The organism is Cytobacillus firmus DS1 (assembly GCF_000565285.1).
Lineage (GTDB): Bacteria > Bacillota > Bacilli > Bacillales > Cytobacillaceae > Cytobacillus > Cytobacillus firmus_A.
Window position 1 is genome coordinate 137,861 of record NZ_APVL01000002.1, and the last position, 24,602, is coordinate 162,462.

Annotated in this window: 25 protein-coding genes; 20 read left to right on the forward strand and 5 right to left on the reverse strand. The window is 41.7% G+C overall.

All coding sequences use genetic code 11. From position 1 onward, the window contains the following. The first annotated feature begins 115 nt into the window (after positions 1–115). The 4 genes from hemH (at position 116) to PBF_RS03180 (ending at position 5,492) form a co-directional block, all read left to right on the forward strand. Positions 116–1,048 (forward strand): ferrochelatase, encoded by a 933-nt coding sequence (gene hemH, locus PBF_RS03165; protein ID WP_035327001.1) that lies wholly within the window; start codon positions 116–118, stop codon positions 1,046–1,048. A 77-nt stretch (positions 1,049–1,125) separates the two neighbouring features. Continuing rightward, positions 1,126–2,565 (forward strand): protoporphyrinogen oxidase, encoded by a 1,440-nt coding sequence (hemY, locus tag PBF_RS03170; protein WP_035327003.1) that lies wholly within the window; start codon positions 1,126–1,128, stop codon positions 2,563–2,565. Positions 2,566–2,678: 113 nt separating this feature from the next. After that, entirely contained in the window at positions 2,679–3,251 is a 573-nt protein-coding gene (locus PBF_RS03175) for a TetR/AcrR family transcriptional regulator (protein WP_035327005.1), read from the forward strand. 72 nt (positions 3,252–3,323) lie between these two features. Beyond that, positions 3,324–5,492, forward strand: a complete 2,169-nt coding sequence (locus PBF_RS03180) for a YhgE/Pip family protein (RefSeq protein ID WP_035327008.1) — start codon at positions 3,324–3,326, stop codon at positions 5,490–5,492. 53 nt (positions 5,493–5,545) lie between these two features. Here the strand turns inward: PBF_RS03180 and yhfH are convergent, their stop codons facing one another. Further along, a complete protein-coding gene (gene yhfH / locus PBF_RS25120) occupies positions 5,546–5,680 on the reverse strand; it encodes a protein YhfH (protein WP_064503398.1) in 135 nt (44 codons plus the stop codon). Positions 5,681–5,867: 187 nt separating this feature from the next. On the opposite strand from yhfH, the gene PBF_RS03185 reads away from it, so the two are divergent. The 8 genes from PBF_RS03185 to PBF_RS03215 all read left to right on the forward strand — a co-directional run bounded on the left by PBF_RS03185 (position 5,868) and on the right by PBF_RS03215 (position 13,579). After that, positions 5,868–6,602 carry an MBL fold metallo-hydrolase gene (locus PBF_RS03185; RefSeq protein WP_035327011.1) on the forward strand — a complete coding sequence of 245 codons (735 nt, stop codon included), beginning with the start codon at positions 5,868–5,870 and terminating at the stop codon, positions 6,600–6,602. 12 nt (positions 6,603–6,614) lie between these two features. Then, complete coding sequence (locus PBF_RS03190) at positions 6,615–7,604, forward strand: lipoate--protein ligase (RefSeq protein WP_035327014.1); 990 nt, start codon at positions 6,615–6,617, stop codon at positions 7,602–7,604. 203 nt (positions 7,605–7,807) lie between these two features. Continuing rightward, a complete protein-coding gene (locus PBF_RS26375; protein WP_200870004.1) occupies positions 7,808–7,948 on the forward strand; it encodes a hypothetical protein in 141 nt (46 codons plus the stop codon). Beyond that, positions 7,949–9,505, forward strand: coding sequence for a fatty acid--CoA ligase family protein (locus PBF_RS03195; protein ID WP_035327024.1), 1,557 nt, complete (start codon positions 7,949–7,951; stop codon positions 9,503–9,505). Positions 9,506–9,630: 125 nt separating this feature from the next. Further along, positions 9,631–10,407, forward strand: a complete 777-nt coding sequence (locus tag PBF_RS03200) for an enoyl-CoA hydratase-related protein (protein ID WP_035327026.1) — start codon at positions 9,631–9,633, stop codon at positions 10,405–10,407. A 190-nt stretch (positions 10,408–10,597) separates the two neighbouring features. Next, positions 10,598–11,608 carry an ABC transporter substrate-binding protein gene (locus PBF_RS03205; RefSeq protein WP_035327028.1) on the forward strand — a complete coding sequence of 337 codons (1,011 nt, stop codon included), beginning with the start codon at positions 10,598–10,600 and terminating at the stop codon, positions 11,606–11,608. A 179-nt stretch (positions 11,609–11,787) separates the two neighbouring features. Further along, positions 11,788–12,810 (forward strand): ABC transporter permease, encoded by a 1,023-nt coding sequence (locus tag PBF_RS03210; RefSeq protein ID WP_035327029.1) that lies wholly within the window; start codon positions 11,788–11,790, stop codon positions 12,808–12,810. Next, entirely contained in the window at positions 12,785–13,579 is a 795-nt protein-coding gene (locus PBF_RS03215) for an ABC transporter ATP-binding protein (RefSeq protein ID WP_035327031.1), read from the forward strand. The genes PBF_RS03210 and PBF_RS03215 overlap by 26 nt, the downstream gene beginning before the upstream one ends. A 98-nt stretch (positions 13,580–13,677) precedes the next feature. Here the strand turns inward: PBF_RS03215 and PBF_RS03220 are convergent, their stop codons facing one another. Beyond that, positions 13,678–14,229 carry a helix-turn-helix domain-containing protein gene (locus tag PBF_RS03220; RefSeq protein ID WP_035327033.1) on the reverse strand — a complete coding sequence of 184 codons (552 nt, stop codon included), beginning with the start codon at positions 14,227–14,229 and terminating at the stop codon, positions 13,678–13,680. A gap of 136 nt (positions 14,230–14,365) precedes the next feature. Here PBF_RS03220 and PBF_RS03225 point away from each other — a divergent pair, with 136 nt between their 5' ends. From PBF_RS03225 to PBF_RS03235, 3 genes are all read left to right on the forward strand, one after another. Continuing rightward, positions 14,366–15,094, forward strand: coding sequence for an AzlC family ABC transporter permease (locus tag PBF_RS03225; protein WP_035327035.1), 729 nt, complete (start codon positions 14,366–14,368; stop codon positions 15,092–15,094). Beyond that, entirely contained in the window at positions 15,087–15,392 is a 306-nt protein-coding gene (locus tag PBF_RS03230) for an AzlD domain-containing protein (protein ID WP_035327037.1), read from the forward strand. The genes PBF_RS03225 and PBF_RS03230 overlap by 8 nt, the downstream gene beginning before the upstream one ends. Positions 15,393–15,557: 165 nt before the next feature. Then, positions 15,558–16,850 (forward strand): M48 family metallopeptidase, encoded by a 1,293-nt coding sequence (locus tag PBF_RS03235; RefSeq protein WP_035327040.1) that lies wholly within the window; start codon positions 15,558–15,560, stop codon positions 16,848–16,850. Between the two features lie 45 nt (positions 16,851–16,895). Here PBF_RS03235 and PBF_RS03240 read toward each other — a convergent pair whose 3' ends face one another. Further along, positions 16,896–17,540: a Type 1 glutamine amidotransferase-like domain-containing protein gene (locus tag PBF_RS03240; RefSeq protein ID WP_035327043.1), complete on the reverse strand. Its 645-nt coding sequence runs from the start codon at positions 17,538–17,540 to the stop codon at positions 16,896–16,898. Positions 17,541–17,603: 63 nt separating this feature from the next. Beyond that, positions 17,604–17,840 carry an IDEAL domain-containing protein gene (locus PBF_RS03245; RefSeq protein ID WP_035327045.1) on the reverse strand — a complete coding sequence of 79 codons (237 nt, stop codon included), beginning with the start codon at positions 17,838–17,840 and terminating at the stop codon, positions 17,604–17,606. A 200-nt stretch (positions 17,841–18,040) separates the two neighbouring features. On the opposite strand from PBF_RS03245, the gene PBF_RS03250 reads away from it, so the two are divergent. Further along, the gene (locus PBF_RS03250) at positions 18,041–18,595 is read left to right on the forward strand and encodes a competence protein ComK (RefSeq protein ID WP_035327047.1); all 555 of its coding nucleotides are present in this window, start codon (positions 18,041–18,043) and stop codon (positions 18,593–18,595) included. A 105-nt stretch (positions 18,596–18,700) separates the two neighbouring features. On the opposite strand, the gene PBF_RS03255 is transcribed toward PBF_RS03250, so the two are convergent. Further along, positions 18,701–19,090 (reverse strand): hypothetical protein, encoded by a 390-nt coding sequence (locus tag PBF_RS03255; protein ID WP_035327049.1) that lies wholly within the window; start codon positions 19,088–19,090, stop codon positions 18,701–18,703. 232 nt (positions 19,091–19,322) lie between these two features. On the opposite strand from PBF_RS03255, the gene PBF_RS03260 reads away from it, so the two are divergent. The 4 genes from PBF_RS03260 (at position 19,323) to lepB (ending at position 24,348) form a co-directional block, all read left to right on the forward strand. Continuing rightward, complete coding sequence (locus PBF_RS03260) at positions 19,323–21,308, forward strand: S9 family peptidase (protein ID WP_035327051.1); 1,986 nt, start codon at positions 19,323–19,325, stop codon at positions 21,306–21,308. Positions 21,309–21,859: 551 nt separating this feature from the next. After that, on the forward strand, positions 21,860–22,789 hold the full coding sequence (locus PBF_RS03265; protein WP_035327053.1) for an LCP family protein: 930 nt from the start codon (positions 21,860–21,862) through the stop codon (positions 22,787–22,789). A 353-nt stretch (positions 22,790–23,142) separates the two neighbouring features. After that, complete coding sequence (locus tag PBF_RS03275; protein WP_035327057.1) at positions 23,143–23,766, forward strand: TVP38/TMEM64 family protein; 624 nt, start codon at positions 23,143–23,145, stop codon at positions 23,764–23,766. A 27-nt stretch (positions 23,767–23,793) separates the two neighbouring features. Further along, positions 23,794–24,348 (forward strand): signal peptidase I, encoded by a 555-nt coding sequence (gene lepB, locus PBF_RS03280; protein ID WP_035327582.1) that lies wholly within the window; start codon positions 23,794–23,796, stop codon positions 24,346–24,348. The last annotated feature ends 254 nt before the right edge of the window (positions 24,349–24,602 follow it).

The window sequence follows — 24,602 nt, forward strand, 5'->3', positions numbered from 1 at the left end:
CGGCTGGCTTAAAGCGATAGCAGGTGTACTTGCATATTGCTATGAGCATTAGTTTTGGTAATCGATTTGTTTTTTGGCACAATAAAAACTGGAGACAGAATTTGAGGTGGATGACATGGGTAAAAAGAGAATGGGTTTACTTGTAATGGCTTATGGAACTCCCTATAAGGAAGAAGACATTGAGCGTTACTATACACATATCCGCAGAGGAAGAAAGCCTTCTGAGGAAATGCTTGAAGATTTAAGAAGCAGGTATGAAGCGATCGGCGGAATATCGCCGCTTGCAGAAATTACTAAAGATCAGGCTGAAAAACTTGAACAGCATTTAAATGAAATTCAGGACGAGTATGAATTCAAAATGTATATTGGGTTGAAGCATATCGAACCTTTCATAGAAGATGCGGTTAAACAAATGCATGAGGATGGGATAGAGGAAGCTGTCAGCATTGTTCTTGCGCCTCATTTCTCAACCTTCAGCGTGAAATCATATAACGGCAGAGCCAAAGAAGAGGCTGAAAAGCTTGGCGGCCTTGAAATAAGGTCAGTTGAAAGCTGGTATAAAGAGCCTAAGTTTATTAAATATTGGGCTGATCGGGTAAAGGAAACCTTCGATAAAATGCCTGCTGAAGAAAAAGATTCTGCAGTGTTAATTGTTTCTGCACATAGTTTGCCGGAAAAAATCCTGCAATCAGGGGATCCATATCCGCTTCAGCTACAGGAAACAGCTGATCTCATAGCCGAACAGGCTGGTGTCAAAAACTATGCTGTCGGCTGGCAAAGTGCAGGAAACACACCTGAGCCATGGCTTGGGCCAGATGTACAGGATTTGACAAGAGATCTTTATCAGAATAAAGGCTACAAAGCATTCGTTTACACACCAGTAGGTTTTGTGTCAGATCATCTTGAAGTGCTGTACGATAATGATTATGAATGCAAAGTTGTAACTGATGAGCTGGGAGCAAGCTATTACCGCCCTGAAATGCCGAATTCTCAGCCTGAGTTCATTGATGCAATGTCAGATGCCATTTTTAAATTGCTGAATAGATAAGCGAAACTTCCCTCAGTGGGGGATTACTGCCTGTAGACTGCAATAATGCAAAAAATTAGAAAAGAAGGCGATTTACCGTGCAGGGAGAGAGACAGAAAGTTATTGTTGCCGGAGGAGGAATTACGGGTCTTGCTGCAGCTTACTATCTGCAGAAGGAAGCTATAGAAAAGGGCTTGGCTCTGGACGTTAAGCTCATAGAGGCTTCCCATCGCCTTGGAGGCAAGATTCAAACAATACTACGAGACGGTTTTGTGATCGAACGAGGGCCAGACTCCTTTTTGGCCCGTAAGCAAAGTGCAGCGCGCCTTGCCATGGAAGCGGGCCTTGAAAAGGAACTTGTGAGAAATACTTCTGGCAAGTCCTATGTCCTTGTAAGGCAGCGACTATATCCAATGCCTGGCGGATCCATCATGGGCATCCCGACACAAATTGCTCCCTTTATAACAACCGGCTTATTCTCTCCTGCAGGAAAGGCAAGAGCTGCGGCAGATTTTGTGCTGCCGCGCTCCAATCCTTCCACAGATCAGTCTTTGGGTGCCTTTTTCAGAAGAAGGCTTGGTGACGAAGTTGTCGATAATTTGATTGAACCGCTTCTCTCTGGCATATATGCAGGCGATATTGATCAATTGAGCCTTATGGCCACTTTCCCGCAGTTTTATCAGGTTGAGCAGAAGTATAGAAGCTTAATAATGGGAATGAAGAAGGCTGCAGGATCTCAGCCGAAACAAGCCGGAAACAGCAAAAGCAAAGAAGGAATGTTTCTTACTTTCAAATCAGGGCTTCAATCACTTGTCGATGCTCTCGAAAGCAAGCTTGAACCCGGGACTGTGCTGAAAGGCCATCGCATTGAATCGGTTATTAAGAATGGCAAAAGCTATACCGTTGAAATAAATGGGGGAGAAAGCCTTAATGCAGATTGCATAGTTATGGCTGTCCCCCACCTTGCGTTGTGCAGCATTTTCTCCGGCTGGGGACTTTTTGAGCAGTTTAAAGAAATGCCGTCCACTTCAGTGGCAACTGTAGCTCTGGCTTTTCCGGAGGATGCGATTGAAAGGGATATAGACGGAACGGGTTTTGTTGTTTCACGCCACAGTGATTATACTATTACTGCCTGTACCTGGACACATAAAAAATGGCCTCATTCTACCCCAAAAGGAAAAGTGCTTCTGCGCTGTTACGTTGGCAAAGCCGGTGATGAAGCAGTTGTGGATCTGTCAGATGATCAAATTGTTAAAGTTGTGCTTGATGACTTAAATAAAACGATGAATATTAATATGAATCCTGAATTTAGTTATGTAACAAGATGGAAGGATTCAATGCCTCAGTATACCGTTGGACATAAAGAACGCGTCGGATTGGCAAAGAAACAGGCGCAGGGTGAGCTGCCGGGCATTTTTCTGGCAGGAAGTTCGTATGAAGGTCTTGGTGTTCCTGACTGCATAGATCAGGCAGAAGAGGCAGTTCGAAATACATTAGAATACCTGCAAATCAACAAGCCAAAAGCTGTCCGTGTGTGACAGCTTTTTAAATTGGCATCATTTCAGGTTGCTTTTTCAAATAGAGTATGATAAATTACTTCTTGTACTAATGACCAAATTGTTCAATTAGTCATTTTCGAAGAGGTGAGTTTATGTCAGCAGATCGGAAACAGCAGATTCTTGAAGCAGCCACAAAATCATTTTCTCTTTTCGGCTATAAAGCAACCACTATGGATCAGGTTGCAAAGCTTGCGAATGTTGGAAAAGGCACTATCTATAATTTCTTTAAAAATAAAGAAGAGCTGTTTGATGAAATTATCCATACGCTTATCACGGAAATGAAAAATGCAGCCGATGAAGCGCTTGATCCTTCTTTGCCCTTTCACAAAAATGTTCATCGGGGATTGTATAAAATACTTGAATTCCGCATGAAGCATCAGCTGACAATCAAGCTTTTCCAGGAAGCAAAGGAAATGGGAACTCCTGCTGTTACAGATGTAATTGGGAAAGTGGAGGATGCGATAATTAAATATGTAAAAGATAAAGTTACACTTGCCATTGAAAGAGGAGAAATCCGGGAATGCGATCCGGAACTGACTTCCTTTGTCATGCTTAAGCTTTATATTGCTCTTATTTTTGATTGGGAACAGCGTCATGAACCATTGGAAAAAGAAAAAATAGCTCTTCTGTTTGAGCAATACATTATGAAAGGATTATCGAACTAGATAGTCCTCTATTTTTTCAGAAAAATGACCAAGTGAGAAAAATAGTCAAAAAGTAATTTGGAGGGATTTACGGTGAAAAACAAACTTTTCCTTAAGGAGTTTTCAGCCATTATAAAAAACAAAAAGCTGCTGATTCCGATTATAGCAGTCATGTTTATTCCGGTTTTATACAGTGGAATGTTCCTGTGGGCATTCTGGGATCCATACGATCATTTAGATGATCTCCCGGTTGCCATCGTTAATGAAGATGCCGGTGCTGTATTGGAAGGAAATGAATTGCACCTGGGCAAAGATCTTGTTGATAATTTAAAGGAAAGCAAGGACTTTAACTTTCAATTTGTTGATAAAGAAGAAGCATATAAGGATCTAAATAATCAGCAATACTATATGCTGGTTGAAATTCCCAAGGATTTTTCCAAGAATGCTACCACTCTGCTGGAAGACACGCCGCAGAAAATGAATCTGATTTACGTTCCCAATGAGAGCTACAATTTCTTATCTGCTCAAATTGGCGGGACAGCTGTTGAAAAAATTAAAGCGGCACTGTCAGAAAAAGTAACTGAAACATATGCAGAAACCATGTTTGATAAGGTAGGGGAACTTGCAGATGGCATTGGACAGGCAAGTGATGGTGCCCTTCATATCAGTGAAGGAGCAGCTGATCTTAAGGACGGCTCCAAAACCCTGCATGAGAAGCTTGAGCTTTTGGCCAATAAGTCCATTGAGTTCAATAACGGCGTAAGGACAGCAAGCAAGGGTTCTAAGGAAATGGCAGAAGGAGCAAAATCTCTTTCAGAAGGTTTAGGCAAACTTGCGGGAGGCCAATCGGAATTGAGAAATGCTTCTGGTCAGCTAAAGTCAGGTAGTGAAGATCTTTCTGCAGGCGTTACACAAACAAAAGAAGGAATCTTAACAGTAAAAGAAAAACTTCCAGTTATGATCGATGGAACCGAACAGCTTGAAAATGGAGCAAACACATTGTCTTCATCTCTGGAGCAATGGCAGACGGAAGCGCAAAAACTAAGCGGAGGCACTGCTCTTTTAGAACAAAGGCTGCAGGGCATCCTATCGCAGCTTCCAGAAGGTTCTCCTGAAAAGGCTGAGCTTCAGACTGTACTTGCACAGCTTAAGACCGGATCAGCCCAGCTTGCCGAATCAGCCGGCAAACTATCTGCTGGAGGAGCCGAATTGTCCCAAAGAATGGGGCAGTTAAAGGCAGGACAGCAGCAGCTCCAGCAGGGAATAAATCAGCTTGCCGAGGGAACAGCCGAGCTGGAAAATGGCTCTCTTAAGCTGGTACAGGGCCATAAAGATTTCGATGCGGGAATGGAAACATTTGCTCAGAAGTTTGGTGATGCACAGGCCGGAGCAGACATGCTGGCAGGCGGTGCAGCAGATTTGTCAGGCGGTCTTGGCAAACTGACACAAGGTTCAGCTGCATTTGCAGATGGCTCGAAGCAGCTTGAAGCTGGTGCAGACAAAGTTGCTGAGGGCAATTCACAAATTTATAAAGGATCTTCTGAGTTAGCAAATAAATTAGCTGATGGCGCTGAAAATGCTTCATCAGTAAATGCCAGCGATAAAACGTATAACATGATGGCAAATCCGGTAGAAATAGATAATGAGAAGATTACAGAAGTTCCAAACTACGGTACAGGATTTGCACCTTATTTTCTATCTCTTGGTCTTTTTGTTGGTGCTCTGCTGCTTTCCATTGTATTCCCGCTCAGGGAACCGGCTGGCGTTCCGCGCTCAGGATTCAGCTGGTTTGCAAGCAAGTTCGGAATACTTGCAGGAATAGGCATTATTCAGGGTCTTATTGCAGCGATGATTCTATTGCTGGGACTTGGCCTGGAAGTGCAGAGTGTACCATTGTTTCTTCTGTTTACAATCCTAACCAGCCTGACTTTCATAGCGCTTATTCAATTCTTTGTCACTGTCATGGGTGATCCAGGCAGGTTTGTTGCGATCATTATTTTAATACTCCAGCTGACAACAAGTGCCGGTACTTTTCCGCTTGAGCTGATTCCTAATGCACTTCAGCCAATCAGTTCATATTTGCCTATGACCTATTCTGTTTCCGGTTTTAAGGCAGTTATTTCAAGCGGCAATTTTGATTTTATGTGGGAGAATGCGGCAATTCTCCTGGGCTTTGGAGCCTTGTTCATTGCAGGATCTTTTGTTTACTTTACTGCCATGCACAAGAAAAGATTTGCAGCTGCTGCAGAGCAGACTGATTGATTATAAGTAAAAGCAAAGCCAGCCCTGTTTGGGCTGGCTTTAAATATATTATTCTATAAATCTGTCATTCCCATGCATTTTTCACACTTATTTCCGTAGCATTCATGCTGTTCTTCGATCGACTTCCCGCATTCTGAACATTGTTTTGACGGCAGGTTTCTGAAAAACTCCATAATGTTTTGAATCATGTTGAAGCCTCCTAATTTGTGTTTTTGTTCTAAATAGTTTGATTATTTAAATCCATTGTATTATAACAGAATTTTCATGTCAACAACTGTTTCAATACAATTTTAAAAAAGTGAAAAAATAGGCATAATCGAGTATATTGGACATAGGAAAGCCAGGTTATCCAGTTATAAGTAGGAGGAATTTGTGATGAAGTTAACTGTAATCGGCAGCTGGGGCGGTTATCCTAAAGCTGATGGGGCCAGTTCCGGGTATTTGCTGGAGCATGAAGGATTTCATTTGCTGGTAGACTGCGGAAGCGGCGTGCTTTCAAAAATGCAGAATTTTTTCCAGCCAGAAGACTTAGATGGACTGATTATCTCGCATTACCATCCAGATCATATTGCGGATATAGGAGTGCTGCAGCATGCCAGACTCATTCAGGGCTTCCTGGGCAAGAAAACAGCTGCACTCCCGATTTATGGACATTCTTTCGACCAGCCTGAATTTGCCAAACTTACATATAAGGATATTACAAAAGGAGTCGCCTATGATCCTGAAGGCACTCTCACAGCAGGACCATTTCAAATTCGCTTTATGAAAACCAATCATCCTGTTCCATGCTATGCAATGAGAATTGAAGCAGGCGGCAAATCACTTGTTTACACGGCAGATACTTCTTATAAAGAAGAGCTGGTGGCATTTAGCGAAAATGCTGATCTATTGGTTTGCGAGTGTAATTTTTATGGTCATCAGAACGGGAAAAATGCGGGGCATATGACAAGCCTGGATGCTGGAACATTGGCAAGCAAAGCAAAGGTGAATAATCTGCTGCTGACACATTTGCCTCATTATGGTGAACTTCAGATGCTGAAGGAGGAGGCATCGACTAAATATGCCGGTCCTATTTCTATAGCGGATTACCAATGGTCTCATATATTTTAAGGAGGAAAACAGATGCTTTTTATCGACAACCAGGGAATTACAGATCCCAGGATTAACCTTGCTATTGAGGAATATGCACTAAAGAATCTTGATATTGAAGAAACCTATTTGCTGTTTTATATTAATGAACCTTCCATTATTATCGGAAAAAACCAGAATACAGTAGAAGAGATTAATACGGAATACGTTGAGGATAATGGCATCCATGTTGTCAGAAGGCTATCTGGAGGAGGGGCCGTTTATCATGATTTAGGCAATCTCAACTTCAGTTTTATTACAAAAGATGATGGTGATAGCTTTCACAACTTCCAAAAGTTTACCGAACCAGTTACAGAAGCTTTGCAGAAGCTTGGTGTGAATGCTGAATTAAGCGGCCGGAATGATCTGATGGCAGAAGGCAGAAAAATATCCGGGAATGCCCAGTTTTCCACTAAAGGGAGAATGTTTAGCCATGGCACTCTCTTGTTTGATTCCGAAATTGAAAGTGTCGTTTCAGCGCTAAAGGTAAAGAAGGATAAAATTGAATCAAAGGGCATTAAATCAATTCGAAGCCGGGTTGCTAATATCTCGGAGTTCCTGGACGAAAAAATCACGATTGAAGAATTTCGCACTTTGCTTCTAAAGAATATCTTTGGGCATTTAGATGAAATTCCGGAGTACAAGCTTACGGATGAAGACTGGGAAAGAATTCACAAGCTGTCCAGGGAGCGCTATCAGAACTGGGATTGGAATTATGGAAGATCACCTAAATTTGATCTCCAGCATTCACATCGCTTCCCAGTTGGTCAAATTGATATCAGACTTAATGTCACAAAAGGAAAAATTGAGGGATGCAAAATATATGGGGACTTCTTTGGGGTTGGCGATGTAAATGAAATTGAAAACAAGCTGACAGGAATTCGCTATGAAAAGACAGAGATTGAAAAGGCTCTTGAAGGAGTGGAAATTAAGCATTACTTCGGTAATGTGACTAAAGAAGAATTCTTCAACCTGGTGTATTAATAAGAGAGAGCTCGCATAATGCCGGCTTTTCTTATTCTTATAGAAGGTCTTGCGAGCCAGTCACCCTGTAAAAAAAGAAATTGTGAAAGATTCGCTTTCCTACTTGAATACAAAAATTTCTTTCAATATAATATATTTAGAAAATTTATCGCAGTCTAACGGGCAGTAAGACCCCCCTTCAGACTCAGAGGAATCAAAGGAGGATGAGTGAGGGTCAAACTGCCCGTAAAGGCCCGATTGGTTCAACTAACAATCAGCAGGGAGAAAAGCACTCCCCGCTGATTGAAGTTTCACTTTATTTAATAAAAATGAATGACTATTCATTCATTATAGGGGGAGTGTAAATGAATTTAACAGAGCAGCTGCATGAAACGGCGATTAAGATGGGCGATAAGACTGCCTATTATTTTATGGATCAGTCCAGTACGTATGCGGAGCTTGATGGTGCTGTAACCAAATTTGCGGAAGGGCTTTCAAAGCTGGGAGTGAAAAAAGGAGATCATATCGCTCTTTTACTGGGGAATTCACCGCATTTTGTCATCGGCCTGCATGGTGCACTGCGGCTTGGAGCAACTGTTATACCGATAAACCCAATCTATACACCAGATGAAATTGGCTACATTGTAAATAATGGTGATGTCAAAGCGGTTGTTACGCTTGATCTATTAGTGCCTTTAATTGAGAAGATGCATCAGGCGCTTCCAAAGGTGGAAAACTATATTATTTGTGATACACCCCAGGGACAAGCTTCAGAACAGGATCTGTCTGCATTATCTGCTTTTTCAAAAATGAAATCGTTTACACAATTAATTGCTTCAGGAGATATTGGGTTTAAAGGCCCTGAACTCGAAGAAGATGATACAGCCGTTATCCTATATACATCCGGTACGACAGGAAAGCCAAAAGGTGCCATGCTTACACATAAAAACCTCTACAGCAATGCAAAGGATGTAAGTGACTATTTACACATGAATGAGAATGACCGGGTTATTACTACTCTGCCTATGTTCCATGTTTTCTGTTTAACGGTTGCTCTCAATGCACCTCTGATGAATGGGGCTACCATTTTAATAGATCCAAAATTCAGCCCGAAAGAGGTTTTCAGGCTCGCAAAAAAATATGACCCTACTGTTTTTGCCGGAGTTCCGACCATGTACAATTTCCTTCTTCAGTATGAAGATGGCAATCCGGAAGATCTGAAATCGTTAAGGCTGTGCATATCAGGCGGTGCTGCCATGCCGGTTGCACTTCTTCATGGCTTTGAGAAAAAATTCAATGTCATTGTCTCGGAAGGATACGGTCTTTCAGAAGCCTCCCCGGTGACATGCTTCAATCCGCTTGATAAACCGCGTAAAGCAGGCTCGATCGGGCAATCCATTATGAACGTTGAGAATAAAGTCGTAAATGAATTGGGAGAGGAAGTTTCTGTTGGCGAAGTTGGTGAATTGATCGTACGCGGGCCAAACGTAATGAAGGGGTACTACAAGCTGCCGGAAGAAACCGCGGCCACAATCCGTGATGGCTGGCTTTATACAGGAGACCTTGCAAAAAGGGATGAGGAAGGCTATTTTTATATCGTTGACCGTAAAAAGGACCTTATTTTAGTCGGCGGCTATAATGTGTATCCGCGGGAAGTAGAAGAGGTGCTCTATAATCACAGGGAGGTTGTAGAAGCTGCTGTATTGGGCGTGCCTGACCCGAATCTGGGTGAAGCGGTAAAGTGTTATGTAGTAACAAATAATCCCCAGCTGACTGAAGAATTGCTGCTTGCATACTGTGAAGAGCATCTGGCTAGATATAAAGTGCCATCATCGATCGAATTTTTAGAGGAGCTTCCAAAGAATACAACTGGCAAAATCTTACGAAGGGCATTGAAGAATCAGATTCTTCAGGCTAAATAGGCTTTTAAGGGCAGACATGGCATGTGTCTGTCCTTTTCTATTCTTCAGTTGAATTGCTAAATTTGAAAGGGTTTTCGCGAAATTTATCGAATTATTAGGTAGCAAAAGAAAGAGGAGAGATACATATGAGTTCTATTGCAGTCGAAAAAAAAGGTCATATTGCGGTAGTAACGATTAACCGCCCTGATGCAATGAATGCTTTTAATTATGAAACTTTGTCGGAGCTCCAGGAATCAGTTGAAAAACTGCGCACCAGTCATGATGTTCGTGTTGTTATTTTTACAGGGGCTGGAGAAAAAGCATTCAGCGTCGGAGCGGATCTTAAAGAGCGCAGGACACTATCTGATGAGGAAGTACGCAGGAATGTATATAAAATAGGTGAGGTATTCTCCCTGGTTGATCAGCTACCGCAGCCTACTATCGCTGCTATAAATGGTTTTGCCTTCGGAGGGGGGATGGAACTGGCTCTATCCTGCGATTTCCGCATTGCAGTTTCCGGCACTTCCATGGGACTTACAGAAACAAGCTTAGCCATAATACCGGGTGCAGGAGGCACACAGAGGCTGCCAAGACTGATTGGCCAGGCTAAAGCCCTTGAATTAATTTTAACGGCTAAAAGGCTTACTTCTGAAGAAGCGCTTGAATACGGCATCCTAACTAAAGTGACTGAAAAAGAAAATCTCTTGAATGATTGTTTTGAATTTGCCGGACAAATGCTTAATAACGGCCCGCTTGCCCTTCAGCAGGCCAAATTTGCTGTAAAGCATGGCATGGGCGTCGATCTGCAGACTGGGCTTCAGATTGAAAGGAAGGCATATGAAGTCATTATCCCAACAGAAGATAGAGTTGAAGCTCTTTCAGCCTTTGCTGAAAAAAGAAAACCTGAGTTTAAAGGAAAATAAAATGAATAAGCAAGTAATGGGACACGGCAGAATTTTGCTGTGTCTTTTCTATTAAAATAATAATTTTTTGAAAATTATTAAAAAATATCTTGAATCATACAGCTATTGACTATATAATTTAGTGAATAAAAGCATAAAAGCATAAAAGTGTTGAAGTGAAAAGATAGAGATAAGAGGGGGATCATCTAGTATGTTAGAGAGAATAAAACCATTTAAAGCAATAGCTGCGGCAGGTCTTATAGGAACTTTGCTGTTAAGCGGCTGCGGAAGTGAAAGTACAAATGGCGAAGCCGGCTCATCGGATAAAGAAAAGAAAGAGTCAATTAATATAGGAGTTACGCAGATTGTCGAGCATCCTTCGTTAGATGCGGCACTGGAGGGTTTTAAAAAGGCATTAGAGGATTCAGGCATTGAAGCAAGCTACGATGTCCAGATTGCCCAGGGGGACCAGAATAATAATCAATCCATTGCCAATAATTTTGCCGGAGATGGAGTAGACCTGATCTTTGCCAACTCTACCCCCAGTGCATTAAGTGCACTCAATGCAACGAAGGATATACCAATAGTATTTACTTCAGTAACTGATCCAGTCGGTGCGCAATTAGTAAAATCAATGGATTCACCTGAAGGAAATATAACTGGTACAACAGATACGCATCCTGATGCGATACCCAACATGGTTAAATTTATAGAGGAACAGTTTGAGGCTGGAACGGTGGGTGTTATTTACAATTCCGGTGAACAAAATTCAGAGGTGCAGATTGAAAAGGTGAAGGAAGCTCTTTCAGGTACAGATATGAAATTGGCCGAAGCTACCGTATCCAATTCTTCTGAAGTGAAACAGGCTGCAGAATCACTTGTCGGAAAAGCAGATGCCATCTATATTATTACCGATAATACGGTCGTTTCCGCTTTGGAATCTGTCATTCAAGTATCAAACGACAATGATATCCCGCTTTTCGTGGGAGAACTGGACTCTGTTAAACGCGGGGGATTTGCTGCTTACGGGTTTGATTATGAGGATATCGGATATGAAGCCGGGGAAATGGCGGCAAAAATTTTAAAAGAAGACAAGAAGCCATCCGAACTGCCTGTCCAATATCCGCAGAACCTAAAGCTGGTAATCAATAAAAAGGCTGCAGAAGAAATGGGCATTGACTTAAAAGAGGAATGGAACGAGCTAGCTGAGTTTGTGGAGTAATTTCAGCAAATAAATAGCGCTTTTCTACTCGATAACTGTCTAGCTTCAGCGCCTACCCCCTCGAGGTCACAAGCCAATCCTCTCAAAAAGGCAAAGGACGCCTTTCCGTGAGGCTCGTCTTGTGCTTGTCGGGGGTGAGCAAGGCGCTTACGCTTTTCTAAATAGAAAGGAAGATTACTATGCCAACTGCCATCTTTGGCTCCATTGAAGCAGGTGCGATTTATGCCTTAATGGCGCTGGGCGTTTACCTCTCATTCAGAATATTGGATTTCCCCGATTTGACGGTGGATGGAAGCTTTGTAACAGGTGCATCTGTTGCTGCTGTCATGATAGTAGGAGGGTACAATCCATTTTTGGCAACAATGACAGCATTGCTTGCGGGTTTTGCAGCAGGCTGCCTTACAGGCCTTCTTCATACAAAAGGAAAAATTAACGCCCTTTTGTCCGGAATATTAATGATGATTGCATTATACTCTATCAATCTCAGGATTATGGGTAAGTCAAATGTTCCTCTGCTGTCTGAGGAAACGGTTATCACAAAGATTACAGTATTCTGGCAGGGACTTGGAATTGATCAGGCTATCCAAAGCCTGCTTGGAGCGCTGGGAATGGGTTTCATCCCAAAGACCTGGGGGATTCTAGTTTTAATGCTAATATTAGCCTTTGCTGTGAAAGTATTGATTGATCTTTTCTTAAAGACAGATATTGGCCTGGCTATACGTGCAACAGGCGACAATGAGACAATGATCCGAAGCTTTTCTGCTGATACAGACCTTTTGAAGATAGCCGGATTGGGCATTTCAAATGCACTGGTTGCTTTTTCTGGGGCATTAGTGGCACAGTATAACGGATTCAGTGACGTCGGAATGGGAATTGGGATGATTATCATCGGACTTGCATCTGTAATCATTGGAGAAGCAATCTTTGGTGCAAAAACAATTGTCCGGGCAACACTGGCTGTCATCGGAGGAGCCATTTTATATCGTATTATAGTCACTCTGGCATTAAGAGTAGAATTCCTTGAAACAGGAGATATGAAGCTAATCACAGCAGTAATCGTGATTGGTGCGCTGATTCTGCCAAAGCTTATTCAGCAGCAGAAAGAAAAGCAGAGAAAGAGCCGGAGATTGGCAGAAGCGAAAAAAACAAATGCTTACGGGAAAAGTGGTGACCATCTTGCTGCAATTAAATCAGATTCATAAAGTATTTAATGAGGGAACTCCAGACGAAAAAACAGCACTTCACAGAATCGATCTTCATTTAAAGCCAGGCGACTTCATGACGGTTATCGGCAGTAATGGAGCGGGAAAATCTACTCTTATGAATATGATTTCAGGCAAATTGATTCCTGATATAGGAGAAGTGCTGGTTGATGGCACTGATGTCACTCTTGTGAAGGAACATAAAAGATCCAGGCTGATTGGACGTGTTTTCCAGGATCCAATGGCGGGAACAGCCCCTTCTATGACGATAGAGGAAAATCTTGCCATTGCTTATTCGAGAACTAAGGCGCGTGGCCTTCGCAAAGGAGTTTCCAAGAAGCGCCGCGATTTTTTCCAGGAAAAGCTTGAAATGCTGCATCTTGGATTGGAAAACAGGCTTTCAGCAAAAGTCGGACTGCTGTCAGGGGGAGAAAGGCAGGCATTATCCCTGTTGATGGCGACTTTCACAGAGCCTAAAATATTGCTTTTAGACGAACATACCGCTGCCTTGGACCCGGCTCGTGCAGAATTGATTACCAGCCTTACGAAAGAAATTGTGGAAACATATAAACTTACCACATTAATGGTGACCCACAATATGCAGCAGGCACTTGACCTGGGAAATAGACTTATCATGATGGACAAGGGCCAGATCATTTTTGAAACAAATGAAGACCAAAAGAAAGATTTGACTGTCGAAAAACTGCTTGAAGAATTCCAGAAAATCCGTGGAGAGAAAATGAGCAGCGATAAGGCTGTATTAATCTAAAAAGAGACCGGACAAAGGCTTTTAGCTTTGTCCGGCTTGTTTGTTTTTGGACATATTCCGGTAAAAAAGCATATCGCCCGCAGCGATATGCCACCTTTTCATGGATAATACATGACTGCCTGGTAGCGAATCAGATCGTCTCCGATATTTTTATATGTATGCGCTTTATTTGCTGAGAATTTTATTGAATTGCCGGGGCGGACAGTGATTCTCTGATCTCCTATCTCTATTTCAAGCGTTCCGGACATGACAGTAATATATTCTTCAACACCGTCATTATGTTTATCAGATGTATGCTGGCAGCCCGGGTCAATTTCGACTGTAAAGATCTCGAATTTCTTGCGGGGGTCAAAAGGGAAAACAGGATAAACCCTGTACCTGCCCATACTCTCCATTATTGGAGTTAGTGTCTTCAGTTCTATGAGTTGGACATCTGATGGTTCCTCATGAATAAGTGAGGAAAATGAAACTTGAAGGCCACTCGCAATTTTCCAAAGAGTAGTGACAGTCGGGTTGGATTCCCCTCGCTCAATCTGCCCCAGCATTGCCTTGCTGACCCCGGTTATTTCTGCCGCTGCATCGAGACTGTAACCTCTTGTTTTTCGAATATTCCTTAGGTTTTCCCCAATACTTTTTTGAATATTCTCCATTATATCCTCCAAACTTGTTGTGTAATATAACGCACGAATGTATAATATAATATATCAATGCCCCATTCTTCAATAGTAAGTCTATTATAGTATATTTTTCAGTCCTGGTATTTTATTTTTTAAGGCGGTGAGCAATATGGCAGAACTTGCAGTCGGCAAGCCTTACGGGGAGTATAGGAAAGGGGTGCAGTCGGGAATCAGCATCGCGATAGGATATGCACCCATCGCTTTAACATTTGGGCTGCTCGCCAAAACAACTGGTCTTTCAATTGGTGAAACAGCTTTAATGAGTTTGCTCGTATTTGCAGGAGCAGCACAGTACATATCCTTGAGCCTTCTTTCATTGGGAACGGGCATATTTGAAATTGTTTTGACAACATTTATTGTGAATATCAGGCACTTCTTAATGTCAACCTCTCTTAACGAAAAGTGGGATGATGGACGGGCTGCAAACAAGGTAATTTTATCTTTTGGGATTACGGACGAAACTTTCTCAGTTGCAGCAGTACGTGAAGAAAAGGTAACAAGCGGTTATATGCTTGGGCTTATCTCGGTTTCCTATGCAAGCTGGGTCATTTGCTCGGGACTTGGGCACCTAATTGGTGCAAGCCTTCCGCAAACCTTGCAGGAAAGCATGTCTGTTGCCCTTTATGCCATGTTTGTGGGCCTTCTTGTTCCGTCTATGAGAAAAAGTGCAAAAGTTGTATTTCTTGCGGCACTGGCAGCTTGTTTTAACACAATTTTCACTTTCACTAATACGTTATCGACAGGCTGGGCAATTGTACTGGCCACGCTTTTATCAGCTGTAATAGTAGAATGGATTGAAAATGTAAAAAACAGGCACAGGGGGCAGGGGCATGAGTAGCCATATCGTGTGGATGATTATTGGGATGGCGGCAGTTACTTATATCCCGCGGCTGCTGCCTTTTGTGCTTTTTAAGGGAAAGGAGCTTCCCGGATTTGTTCAGGGAATACTAAAGAATGTGCCGTATGCGACATTAGGGGCACTCATTTTTCCTGGCATTCTGTTAATAAATGAAGATATTTGGTTTGGGATAATAGGGGCAGCTGCTGCTTTTCTGGCAGCCTTATTAGGTGCAAATGTAATTGTTGTTGTATTAGGTTCGATTGCTGTGTTATCTGTATATTCTTTCTTAGTTTAGAAAAGATAATTATGATGTTCTTTTGCCGGTTCCTTCTAGAACCGGCTTTTTCAATAGAACTGTTCTAATAGGCTAATAACTTGGAATGTCCCATTAAAATAGTTCTAATTCCAGAATTTTATACTAAACTAAATATAGAAAGGTTGTACCATAAGGGGGGATCAGATGGCGAGGAAATTAGGCTTTTACGGGGCGTTGGCCTTTTTCGTATACGGTTTATTTTTTTATTGGTATTTATTCTATTTTGCTGACAGCAGTCTGCCCTTTGAATATGAAGGCTCACGGGCAGATCCGGCATCTTTCCTGAACGGCAGGGAACTGATGCTCAGTGAGGAATATTCTAAAATAAGAAACCTGCTGTTTTTTATTTCTACACCTTTTGAATGGATTTTCTATTTATTCATTCTTTTATTTGGCTTATCAAAGGCTTTTAAGAAGTGGGCTGATCAGACTGCACCCTATAAGTTCCTTCAAACGGCGATCTATTTGATTTGGCTTTCTTTTTTCGCGTTTATTGCCACAATGCCATTAAGCTACATCAGCTTTTCACTTTCAAAAACGTATAATATTTCAACTCAGAGCTTCAGCGGATGGATGAAGGATGAGCTCATTGATTTTTGGGTGAATTATGGAATGATGGTTCTCATTGTGTCTGTACTATACTGGCTGATTAATAAGAGCAGGAAGAGATGGTGGCTTTATGCCTGGCTATTGTCTGTTCCATTTACCTTATTTATGATGTTCCTGCAGCCGGTTGTCATTGACCCTCTGTATAATGATTTCTATCCTTTGAAAAACAAGGAACTTGAAACGAAAATTCTTGATTTGGCCAATCAGGCTAAAATACCGGCTGAACATGTCTTTGAGGTCGATATGGCCGAGAAAACGAATGCGCTGAATGCATATGTAACAGGAATCGGCTCAAATTCAAGAATTGTTCTTTGGGACACAACTCTGAATAAATTAACTGAAGATCAAATCCTGTTTATCATGGCACATGAAATGGCCCACTACGTGGAGAAGCATATTTACATCGGAATTGGGGGATACTTGCTGCTTTCTCTGCTGGGTCTGTATTTGACAGCTAAATTAATGGAAAAAGCAGTAGATAAATGGGGAAGGGCGCTAAAAATTCCTGCAGTAAATGATATACGTTCCCTGCCGCTGTTTTTGATGATTCTTTCGATGCTGCTCTTTATTTCAAGTCCTCTATCCAATCTTGTTTCACGGTATCAGGAAACAAGGGCAGACCGCTATGCCATTGAAATGACAAAGGATTCAAAAGCCGCAATAGAAACATTTCAGGAGCTGACACGGGCCGGTTTAAGCCAGGTAAATCCGCCGCTTCTTGTGAAAGTATTCCGGTATGGGCATCCAACGATGCTGGAGCGCATTTCTATGCTTGAAGAATTTGAAATGGAACAGCGGCAGAAAGAACGGAAGCAGACAGCAGACTGATTTGCTTTATTATAGCTAAAAAAGCAGGCCAAACGGCTTGCTTTTTTAAATTTCATTTTTATAAATATGTATACTGCCTTCATTGTCAGCAAAATTTTCATTGTGAAAATAGATGCCTGCATCATCGTCAATTCCATAACCAGTCGCGGCATTGACTTTCCCTGCCGCTGCCTTTAGATTTTCCCGTTCATTCCACTTGGTTAAATGGACACTGATGGCGCAATCACTGATTAACCCAATCCCTTTCAAAAAGAGGTGCTGTCTTTTAGGTGTATCAATAGGGGGGATGATGCAATGCTCCGGGATGATGAGGGCGCCTGCCGAAAAGCCTGCTACAGGAATACCGTTCATGTACATTCTCCTAATGCATTCTCCGGTTTCACTATCCACAATAAACCTTCTGTAATTTTCTGTTTCACCGCCTCCAATAATGATGCCGGAACAGGACATCAATTCTTGAAGAAAAGATTCTGCTGGGTCAGGGGAAAGCGGCAGATAGCAGAAATTCCTCGCACCATTAGGAATTAAGGCAGAAGTATACTTATTCATATACACCTCCCAGCCTTTCCTTTCCAAATAGAGTATAGCTATTTTGCCATCCGCTCCGCAGGCCAGTTCTGTAAACCTTCTTCCAAACTTATGCCCGAATGGAGGGCTTCCGCCCATTAAAAATAAATGCCTGCTGTTCATTATACCTCGCCTTCCCCCCTAAAAATAAAATACCCCGCTGATTGGCGGGGGCAAACTGGCTTTTTAAGTGCCAAAACGCTTGGAAAGTTCTTTATACTGCTTCGAAAAATGCATAAATGCCGGTTTATTTCCTTCATCAATCGCCGCGTCTACTTTTTTCATCAGCTTTTCTTTTTCATTATTCAGCAGAATCTCGGAAATCAGCATATCAAGGTAAAGGTCCAGTACAAAAGTTTCCTTATGGTTTTTCCGCTTAGATCCACTCGTCTTCATTAATTCGGTGTATGATTTTTCCTTCATGGAAATCACCCCTGAGCTTTTTAATATTATATGGAATTGCCTTTGAATATTCAACTAAATTTTTTAAATTATTAGAAAATATTTTGAGAATGTCGAAATTGTGAACAATTTCAAAACTATTGAATAAATTAGTAATTTTTAGATAAATTGGTGGTAATATGGAAAAGCGGGCGTGAAATAGAAAAAGGAGATGAAGATATATGAGCCAAAATATTCAAATAATCGAAGAATATGAAATCAATCCAAATACGATGATTATTAAACCTCTCTCTTATGGTATAAAAGTTTATTCGCAAATCTGGGAGCTTGATGATGAAATAACTTCCCCCTTCAAGCCGATCGAAATAATTAAAAGCAGCTGCAAATATTTTGGATCAAGCTATGAAGGAAGAAAAGAGGGTACACGCCAATTAACCGGCTTCACCCATAAAGCTCCGATAACGATTGACCCCACAAATTTTATTTATTTTTTCCCGACGGCCTCTCCAAACAATCCTGAATGCATCTGGATTGCATTGGATCACATCAATTACCTCAAGCGAGCGGAAAACGCACAAACACAAGTGGTTTTTAAGAATAAGCAAAGCTTTATCATTCCAGTATCTCATACGACTCTTAATAATCAGGTGCTCAGAACAGCACTGCTGAAAACGACATTGAATAAAAGGATAGAAGATTCAGAGAGAAAGGCACTGTACTATGTGAATGGTTCCAAACTAATGAATGCTTCGGAGAAAAATGGAGCCTACCAATAGAGAAGGGATTAGAATTGAAGGATAACCAAGAAGCATGCAGAATTTCATGCTTCTGTTTTCCGTGTATATTACCTTATTAGGCGCAGGCTTTTCTTATTACAAAAATTAATTGGCCTTCAGATTTTTCCCTGGTCCCGGCAAAGGTTTTTTAATGAGATAATAGGTCATTAGCTCCTGAACTTTATTGCGGATACGGGGATTAAAATAATTATGGTGTTCCTCATATCCTTTGTACAGGAACATAAACATAGTAAATGCCTCATCCCTCTTTATTTCCTGTACCTTTAGCTGATTTTTATTCATATAGCGTTTTACCTCAGAGAGTTCACTTTGAATGACCTTCATTGTTTCTTCAACCAAATCAAGATAAGGCTGCTTAAGTTTAAACGGGCTTTTATTAATGACAATGGAGTCTCTATTTAAAACGGTCAGCACCATTGGCAGATAAATAGCCTGTTCCATGATATTACGGTCTTCCTCAGGAATTCTGGTCATATTGTCTGCTCCCCTTAATCAATAGTATCCTGTCAGTAAAAAAAGAACAAATGTTCTTATTTAATTTTACAGAGGAATGTTTTATCTTGCAAGAGCCTATATTTGTCGAAATACTGTTATACTTCATCATTTCCAATAATTAAAAAAAGTTTCAGCCTGCAGTTAATTGGGAAGGGATTTTATTTCTGATGTCGAAATAAGTAGAACAGCACAGTTAGAAAGGATGAAATAAATGACGCAAAAAAGAACAATTAAATCAGAAGACCTTTATCATTTAAAATCTGTAGCTGATCCGCAGCTTTCCATGAATGGAAATGATTTGGCTTTTGTCGAGACCAGAATGCTTGAAGAGGAAAATACATATAGTTCAAATATTTTTTATATAAATACTGCTGAAAGCAATAAGCCGGTTCAGTGGACTTACGGCAAACACCGTAATCATTCACCCCGCTGGTCTCCAGACGGGGAGTTAATTGCATTTGTATCAGACAGAGGCGGGAAGTCACAGATTTATGTGATGAGCAAAGCAGGCGGAGAAGCCAGGCAGCTGACACATTGTGCAAATGGTGCTTCAAATCCTGTTTGGTCCCCTGATGGAAAGAAGCTTGCCTTCAATCTTTCAATAAAACCAGGTGAAGAAGCAGAAATAATAGTAAATCAGGAAAAAAAGGAAGAAAAGCCCGTTCCGATTGAAATTGAAAAAATGAAACACAAATCTGATGCCCATGGTTTTTGGAACGGAAGGTACAGCCAGGTTGCATTAATAGATATAGAAACTGGTGAGATGGAGCAGCTGACATCAGGAGAACATGATTTCCAATTGCAGGACTGGTCTCCAGATGGGAAATGGGTTGCTGTTTCGGCAGATTTGAGTGAAGATAAGGATTTTTCTTTTCTAAGCGATGTGTATATCATCCATCTTGAAACAAAAGACATGAAAAAGATTACAAATGGAAAAGGTTATTTCGGAAGCGCTGCATGGTCCCCTGATGGACAACACATAGGATTGTTCGGGCATGAAAGGGAATTCGAAAATGCTACGCATACCAAAGTATGGGTGTATAACCTCGAATTTGGAGAGCTGCAGTGCCTGACTGCAGAATCGGATATATTGGCTGGTGATTATGCCATCGGAGATTTCCAGCAGGGTGCTGTAACACCGGGAATTCTTTGGGCAGGGGACAGCAGAAGCTTTTATTTCCTTGCAACTGATCATGGCAATACAGTTGTTTATTATGGCTCTTTAGATGGGGAATTATATCCTGCCCTGCTGGATCAGCAGCATGTATATGGACTAACTACAGGCGGAACTATCAATAAAGCCGTTGTAGCCATCAGCAGGCCGTCATCTCCCGGGGAGTTATTTTTACTTGATGTTCCGACAGGGGAATTAAAACAGCTGACAAAGGTCAATGAAGAGTTCCTGAGCGGAGTGGAGCTGGCAGATGCTGAGCCCATTCAGTTTAAATCTTCGGATGAGTGGGACCTGCATGGCTGGATTATGAAACCGGTCCATCTGAAAGAGGGCCAAAAAGCACCGCTTGTGCTAGAGATCCATGGCGGCCCTCATGCTATGTATGCCAATTCTTATTTCCATGAATTCCAGTGCCTCGCTGCAAAAGGCTATGCGGTTTTATTTATCAACCCGCGGGGAAGCCATGGATATGGGCAGCATTTTGTAGACGCTGTCAGAGGAGATTACGGGGGCAAGGATTATGAGGATATAATGGATGCAGTCGATTACGCGCTTGAGCACTTCGATTTCATCGATAAAGAACGGCTTGGTGTAACGGGCGGGAGCTATGGGGGCTTTATGACCAACTGGATTATTGGACACACCAGCCGGTTCAAGGCAGCAGTCACTCAGCGCTCCATTTCCAACTGGATCAGCTTTTACGGAGTAAGTGATATCGGCTACTATTTTACTGATTGGCAAATCAAAAGTGATATGAATGATATAGAAAAACTATGGAAACACTCTCCGCTTGCTTATGTGAATGAAATAAATACACCACTCCTGATTCTGCACAGTGAAAAAGACTATCGCTGTCCAATTGAACAGGCAGAGCAATTATTCATTGCCTTAAAGCATCGGAAGAAAACAGCAAAATTTGTCCGGTTCCCTGAAGCCAATCATGAGCTTTCAAGAAGCGGAAAACCGAATTTAAGAATCAGCCGCCTAAACTATATAGCCGGCTGGTTTGATGAATATCTTTAAGGAAGGCTGTTTTGGCAAGGTTTGTTGCTTTTTAAATATTATTTACTGAGTTGATTGGAGCAGAAGGTGCGAGATCCTCGAAAATGCTATCGCTTTTTCTTCGTGCGGTGTTTCTCGGGGGGAACTTATTCAACGTCCTGCGGGAGTAGCGGGACAGGTGAGACCCCACAGACGCGCAGCGGCGAGGATGCTCACTGCCCGCCCCGCGGTTCGCTGAGCATCCTGGAGCGGAAATCAATGGACAATATGTTGGCGGAAAATAACAACTTATACGAAAAGAGCCTTATGAAAAAACCGCAGACCTTCGGGTTTGCGGTTTTTTCATAAGGCTGTAAAGGGACACAAAACTTGCCGATATAACAATGATGTCATTTTTTAATGCAATAAACTATTTAAAATAAATTGCAAAGAATTCAATTCATCTGCAAAATATAAGGTATACAGGATATACCAGCATAGCTATCGAAACTTTTTATTGAACTCCGCAGTCAAATATAAGTGAAGGTGTTTACACTGTTCCATAATTTGTTTTAAAGAAAGGACTTATTCTTATGAGATCAGATAGATATGAAAAGAAGAAAAAGAAAGGAAAGTGGAAATCTATCCTCTTAATTCTGCTTCTGTTGATTGCAGGAACCCTTGGTTATTCGTATTTTCAGTTCAAGCAAGGTGTTTCCCAGACAGAAGGAGATGCAAATATACAGACAGAAGAGTTTGAATTCAATGGCGAAAAAGATAAATATGGCGGGACGAATATCCTGATTCTTGGAAGTGATGCAAGGGGAGATGAGCAATCAAGGGCTGATACCATTATGGTTGCACAATATCATCCTGAAAAGGGCACATATAAGCTTATTTCTTTTATGAGAGATATGTATGTGGACATACCGGGCCATGGGCAAAACAGAATAAATTCTGCTCTTGCTTATGGAGGTCCTGAGTTATTGAGGCAGACGATTAAGGAAAACTTTGATATTGATATTAAATATTACTCCATTATTGATTTCGAAGGCTTTGTCCATCTAATTGATGAAGCTTTTCCCAGAGGGGTAGAAATTGATGTGGAAAAAAGAATGTCTGCCAATATCGGTGTTACTCTGGAACCGGGGCTGCAGCGGCTTGATGGCGAGCATCTCCTTGGGTATGTAAGGTTCAGGCAGGATGCAGTAGGGGATTTTGGAAGAGTAGAACGCCAGCAGAAAGTAATGAAAGAAGTAGCAAGCCAGTTTACAAGCCTTCAGACCATTACTAAGCTTCCAAAACTGATCGGAGTGGTAACGCCTTTTGTAAATACCAATATGAACACGGGCGATATTCTGTATATCGGAAAAGATTTCTTATCTAAGGATAACAGAAATGTCGAGACTCTTCGTGTTCCTGTTGATGGAACATTTGAGAACGAGAGAATTAATGGTGCTGCGGTCTTGGGAATAGATAAAGAGGCGAATAAAGCGGCAATCCATGAATTTCTCTCAAAATAAAGAGGCAGAAACACAGTTTTTGGCGGATTAGGTGTACAATAAAAGGGGAAATGGTAAAACTGCAGTCTAACGGGCAAGAAGTTTCTCACTTTAAGAATCAGGGGAATCAAAAGAGGGTAAGTGGAGGCAAACAGTCCGGAGAAGGCCCAAAAGAAGGACAAGGACTAAGAACGCCACATCCTCCCAAAAGCTGCCGCTTTCGGTCGTGCGATGATCATGCTGACGAAGCCTTCCTTGTCCTGTGGGCCTCAACTAACAATCAGTGGGGGAAAAAGACCCCCCGCTGATTGAAGTTTCACTTTATCAAAGCATTCCGACTAAGGTATTGCTGCATATTTGACAAGGAGATACTAATGGATTTTGAACTGCTCAAAGATTGGTTTACATTAGAGAATGTAATGGATTTAATCCGGGAATATCGTTCATTTGGGCCTCTTCCCGGTATTCTGCTTCCAATGCTAGAAGCATTTCTGCCTTTTCTGCCTCTATTTTTGTTTGTTATGGCAAATGCGAGTGCATTTGGTCTCTGGCTGGGGTTTTTATACTCCTGGGTCGGTGCGGTTGCAGGAGCGCTGATTGTTTTCCTGCTGGTCAGAAAATATGGCCAGAAACGAATACTCCGTTTTCTGAAAAATCATAAGCAGGTACAGAAGCTTATGAAATGGGTTGAAAAGCACGGATTCGGGCCATTGTTCATCCTGCTTTGCTTTCCGTTTACTCCTTCAGCGGTTGTCAATATTGTGGCTGGGCTTTCAAATATCAGTATTGCTCAATATATGCTGGCAGTCCTGACTGGAAAAATAGTGATGATTTTTACAATAAGCTTTGTCGGATATGATATCAGATCATTAATAACGCAGCCAATTCGGACTGCCATTGTTGCACTGGTCATTTTCATTCTTTGGTATGTTGGCAAAATTATTGAAATAAAGATGAATATGAGCGTAGAAAAAGATCGCGGAAATAAAAAGCATTGAATGCATAAGCACTAGGGGAGATGAATGGTGAAGGAAGGATTGAGAAAAGAAGGAGCGGAATGGCTGAAGGCTTTTGCAATAGGCATCATCATCTTTGCTTTTATACGGACTTTTTTCTTCTCCAATTACGTTGTCGAAGGTGAATCCATGATGCCTACCCTTCAGGATGGAAATAAGCTGATTGTCAATAAAATCGGCTATCAGGTCAGCGATTTAGAGCGCTTTGACGTAATTGTTTTCCATCATAATGATGAAGAGGATTTTGTAAAAAGAATAATAGGAATGCCAGGGGATGAAATTGCATACCGCAATGATGAATTATTTATTAATGGCAGGAAAGTGGATGAACCTTACTTGGATAAATACCGGAAAGCAGCCTCAGGTGGCAAACTGACAGGTGATTTTACATTGCTGGAGATGACAGGCACAGAAACGGTACCAGAGGGCAAACTTTTTGTCATGGGGGATAATCGACTAGGAAGCTGGGACAGCCGGCATTTCGGATTTATTTCTGCCGGCCAGGTTGTAGGAAAAGTAAACCTGCGCTATTGGCCGCTTGATGAAATGGATGCTTCATTCTAACAGACTTTTAGTAAAAGGGACTCGATATATTCGAGTCCTTTTATTTAAAGATAAGAAAGTATATAATTTTTGAACGTCGATAACTGTCTAGCGCAAGCAGCCTACCCCCTCGAGGTCACAAGCCTGTCTAGTTGCGGCTCCTAGGGACTCGGGGTCATAAGCCGTTTCCTTTCAGAAGGAAAAACACCTTCTTACAGGAACCGTCTTATGCCTGAGGCCCGCAGGACAAGGAAGGCTTCGTCAGCATAATCATC

Coding starts and splice junctions, on each gene's coding strand:
- PBF_RS03190 (WP_035327014.1), top strand. CDS start 6,615: ATGCTTTTTATCGACAACCAGGGAATTACAGATCCCAGGATTAACCTT.
- hemH (WP_035327001.1), top strand. CDS start 116: ATGGGTAAAAAGAGAATGGGTTTACTTGTAATGGCTTATGGAACTCCC.
- PBF_RS03205 (WP_035327028.1), top strand. CDS start 10,598: ATGTTAGAGAGAATAAAACCATTTAAAGCAATAGCTGCGGCAGGTCTT.
- PBF_RS03195 (WP_035327024.1), top strand. CDS start 7,949: ATGAATTTAACAGAGCAGCTGCATGAAACGGCGATTAAGATGGGCGAT.
- PBF_RS03250 (WP_035327047.1), top strand. CDS start 18,041: ATGAGCCAAAATATTCAAATAATCGAAGAATATGAAATCAATCCAAAT.
- PBF_RS03225 (WP_035327035.1), top strand. CDS start 14,366: ATGGCAGAACTTGCAGTCGGCAAGCCTTACGGGGAGTATAGGAAAGGG.
- PBF_RS26375 (WP_200870004.1), top strand. CDS start 7,808: ATGAGTGAGGGTCAAACTGCCCGTAAAGGCCCGATTGGTTCAACTAAC.
- PBF_RS03240 (WP_035327043.1), bottom strand. CDS start 17,540: ATGAACAGCAGGCATTTATTTTTAATGGGCGGAAGCCCTCCATTCGGG.
- PBF_RS03235 (WP_035327040.1), top strand. CDS start 15,558: ATGGCGAGGAAATTAGGCTTTTACGGGGCGTTGGCCTTTTTCGTATAC.
- PBF_RS03200 (WP_035327026.1), top strand. CDS start 9,631: ATGAGTTCTATTGCAGTCGAAAAAAAAGGTCATATTGCGGTAGTAACG.
- PBF_RS03245 (WP_035327045.1), bottom strand. CDS start 17,840: ATGAAGGAAAAATCATACACCGAATTAATGAAGACGAGTGGATCTAAG.
- PBF_RS03255 (WP_035327049.1), bottom strand. CDS start 19,090: ATGACCAGAATTCCTGAGGAAGACCGTAATATCATGGAACAGGCTATT.
- PBF_RS03210 (WP_035327029.1), top strand. CDS start 11,788: ATGCCAACTGCCATCTTTGGCTCCATTGAAGCAGGTGCGATTTATGCC.
- PBF_RS03260 (WP_035327051.1), top strand. CDS start 19,323: ATGACGCAAAAAAGAACAATTAAATCAGAAGACCTTTATCATTTAAAA.
- yhfH (WP_064503398.1), bottom strand. CDS start 5,680: ATGATTCAAAACATTATGGAGTTTTTCAGAAACCTGCCGTCAAAACAA.
- PBF_RS03230 (WP_035327037.1), top strand. CDS start 15,087: ATGAGTAGCCATATCGTGTGGATGATTATTGGGATGGCGGCAGTTACT.
- PBF_RS03185 (WP_035327011.1), top strand. CDS start 5,868: ATGAAGTTAACTGTAATCGGCAGCTGGGGCGGTTATCCTAAAGCTGAT.
- PBF_RS03265 (WP_035327053.1), top strand. CDS start 21,860: ATGAGATCAGATAGATATGAAAAGAAGAAAAAGAAAGGAAAGTGGAAA.
- PBF_RS03275 (WP_035327057.1), top strand. CDS start 23,143: ATGGATTTTGAACTGCTCAAAGATTGGTTTACATTAGAGAATGTAATG.
- PBF_RS03220 (WP_035327033.1), bottom strand. CDS start 14,229: ATGGAGAATATTCAAAAAAGTATTGGGGAAAACCTAAGGAATATTCGA.
- PBF_RS03175 (WP_035327005.1), top strand. CDS start 2,679: ATGTCAGCAGATCGGAAACAGCAGATTCTTGAAGCAGCCACAAAATCA.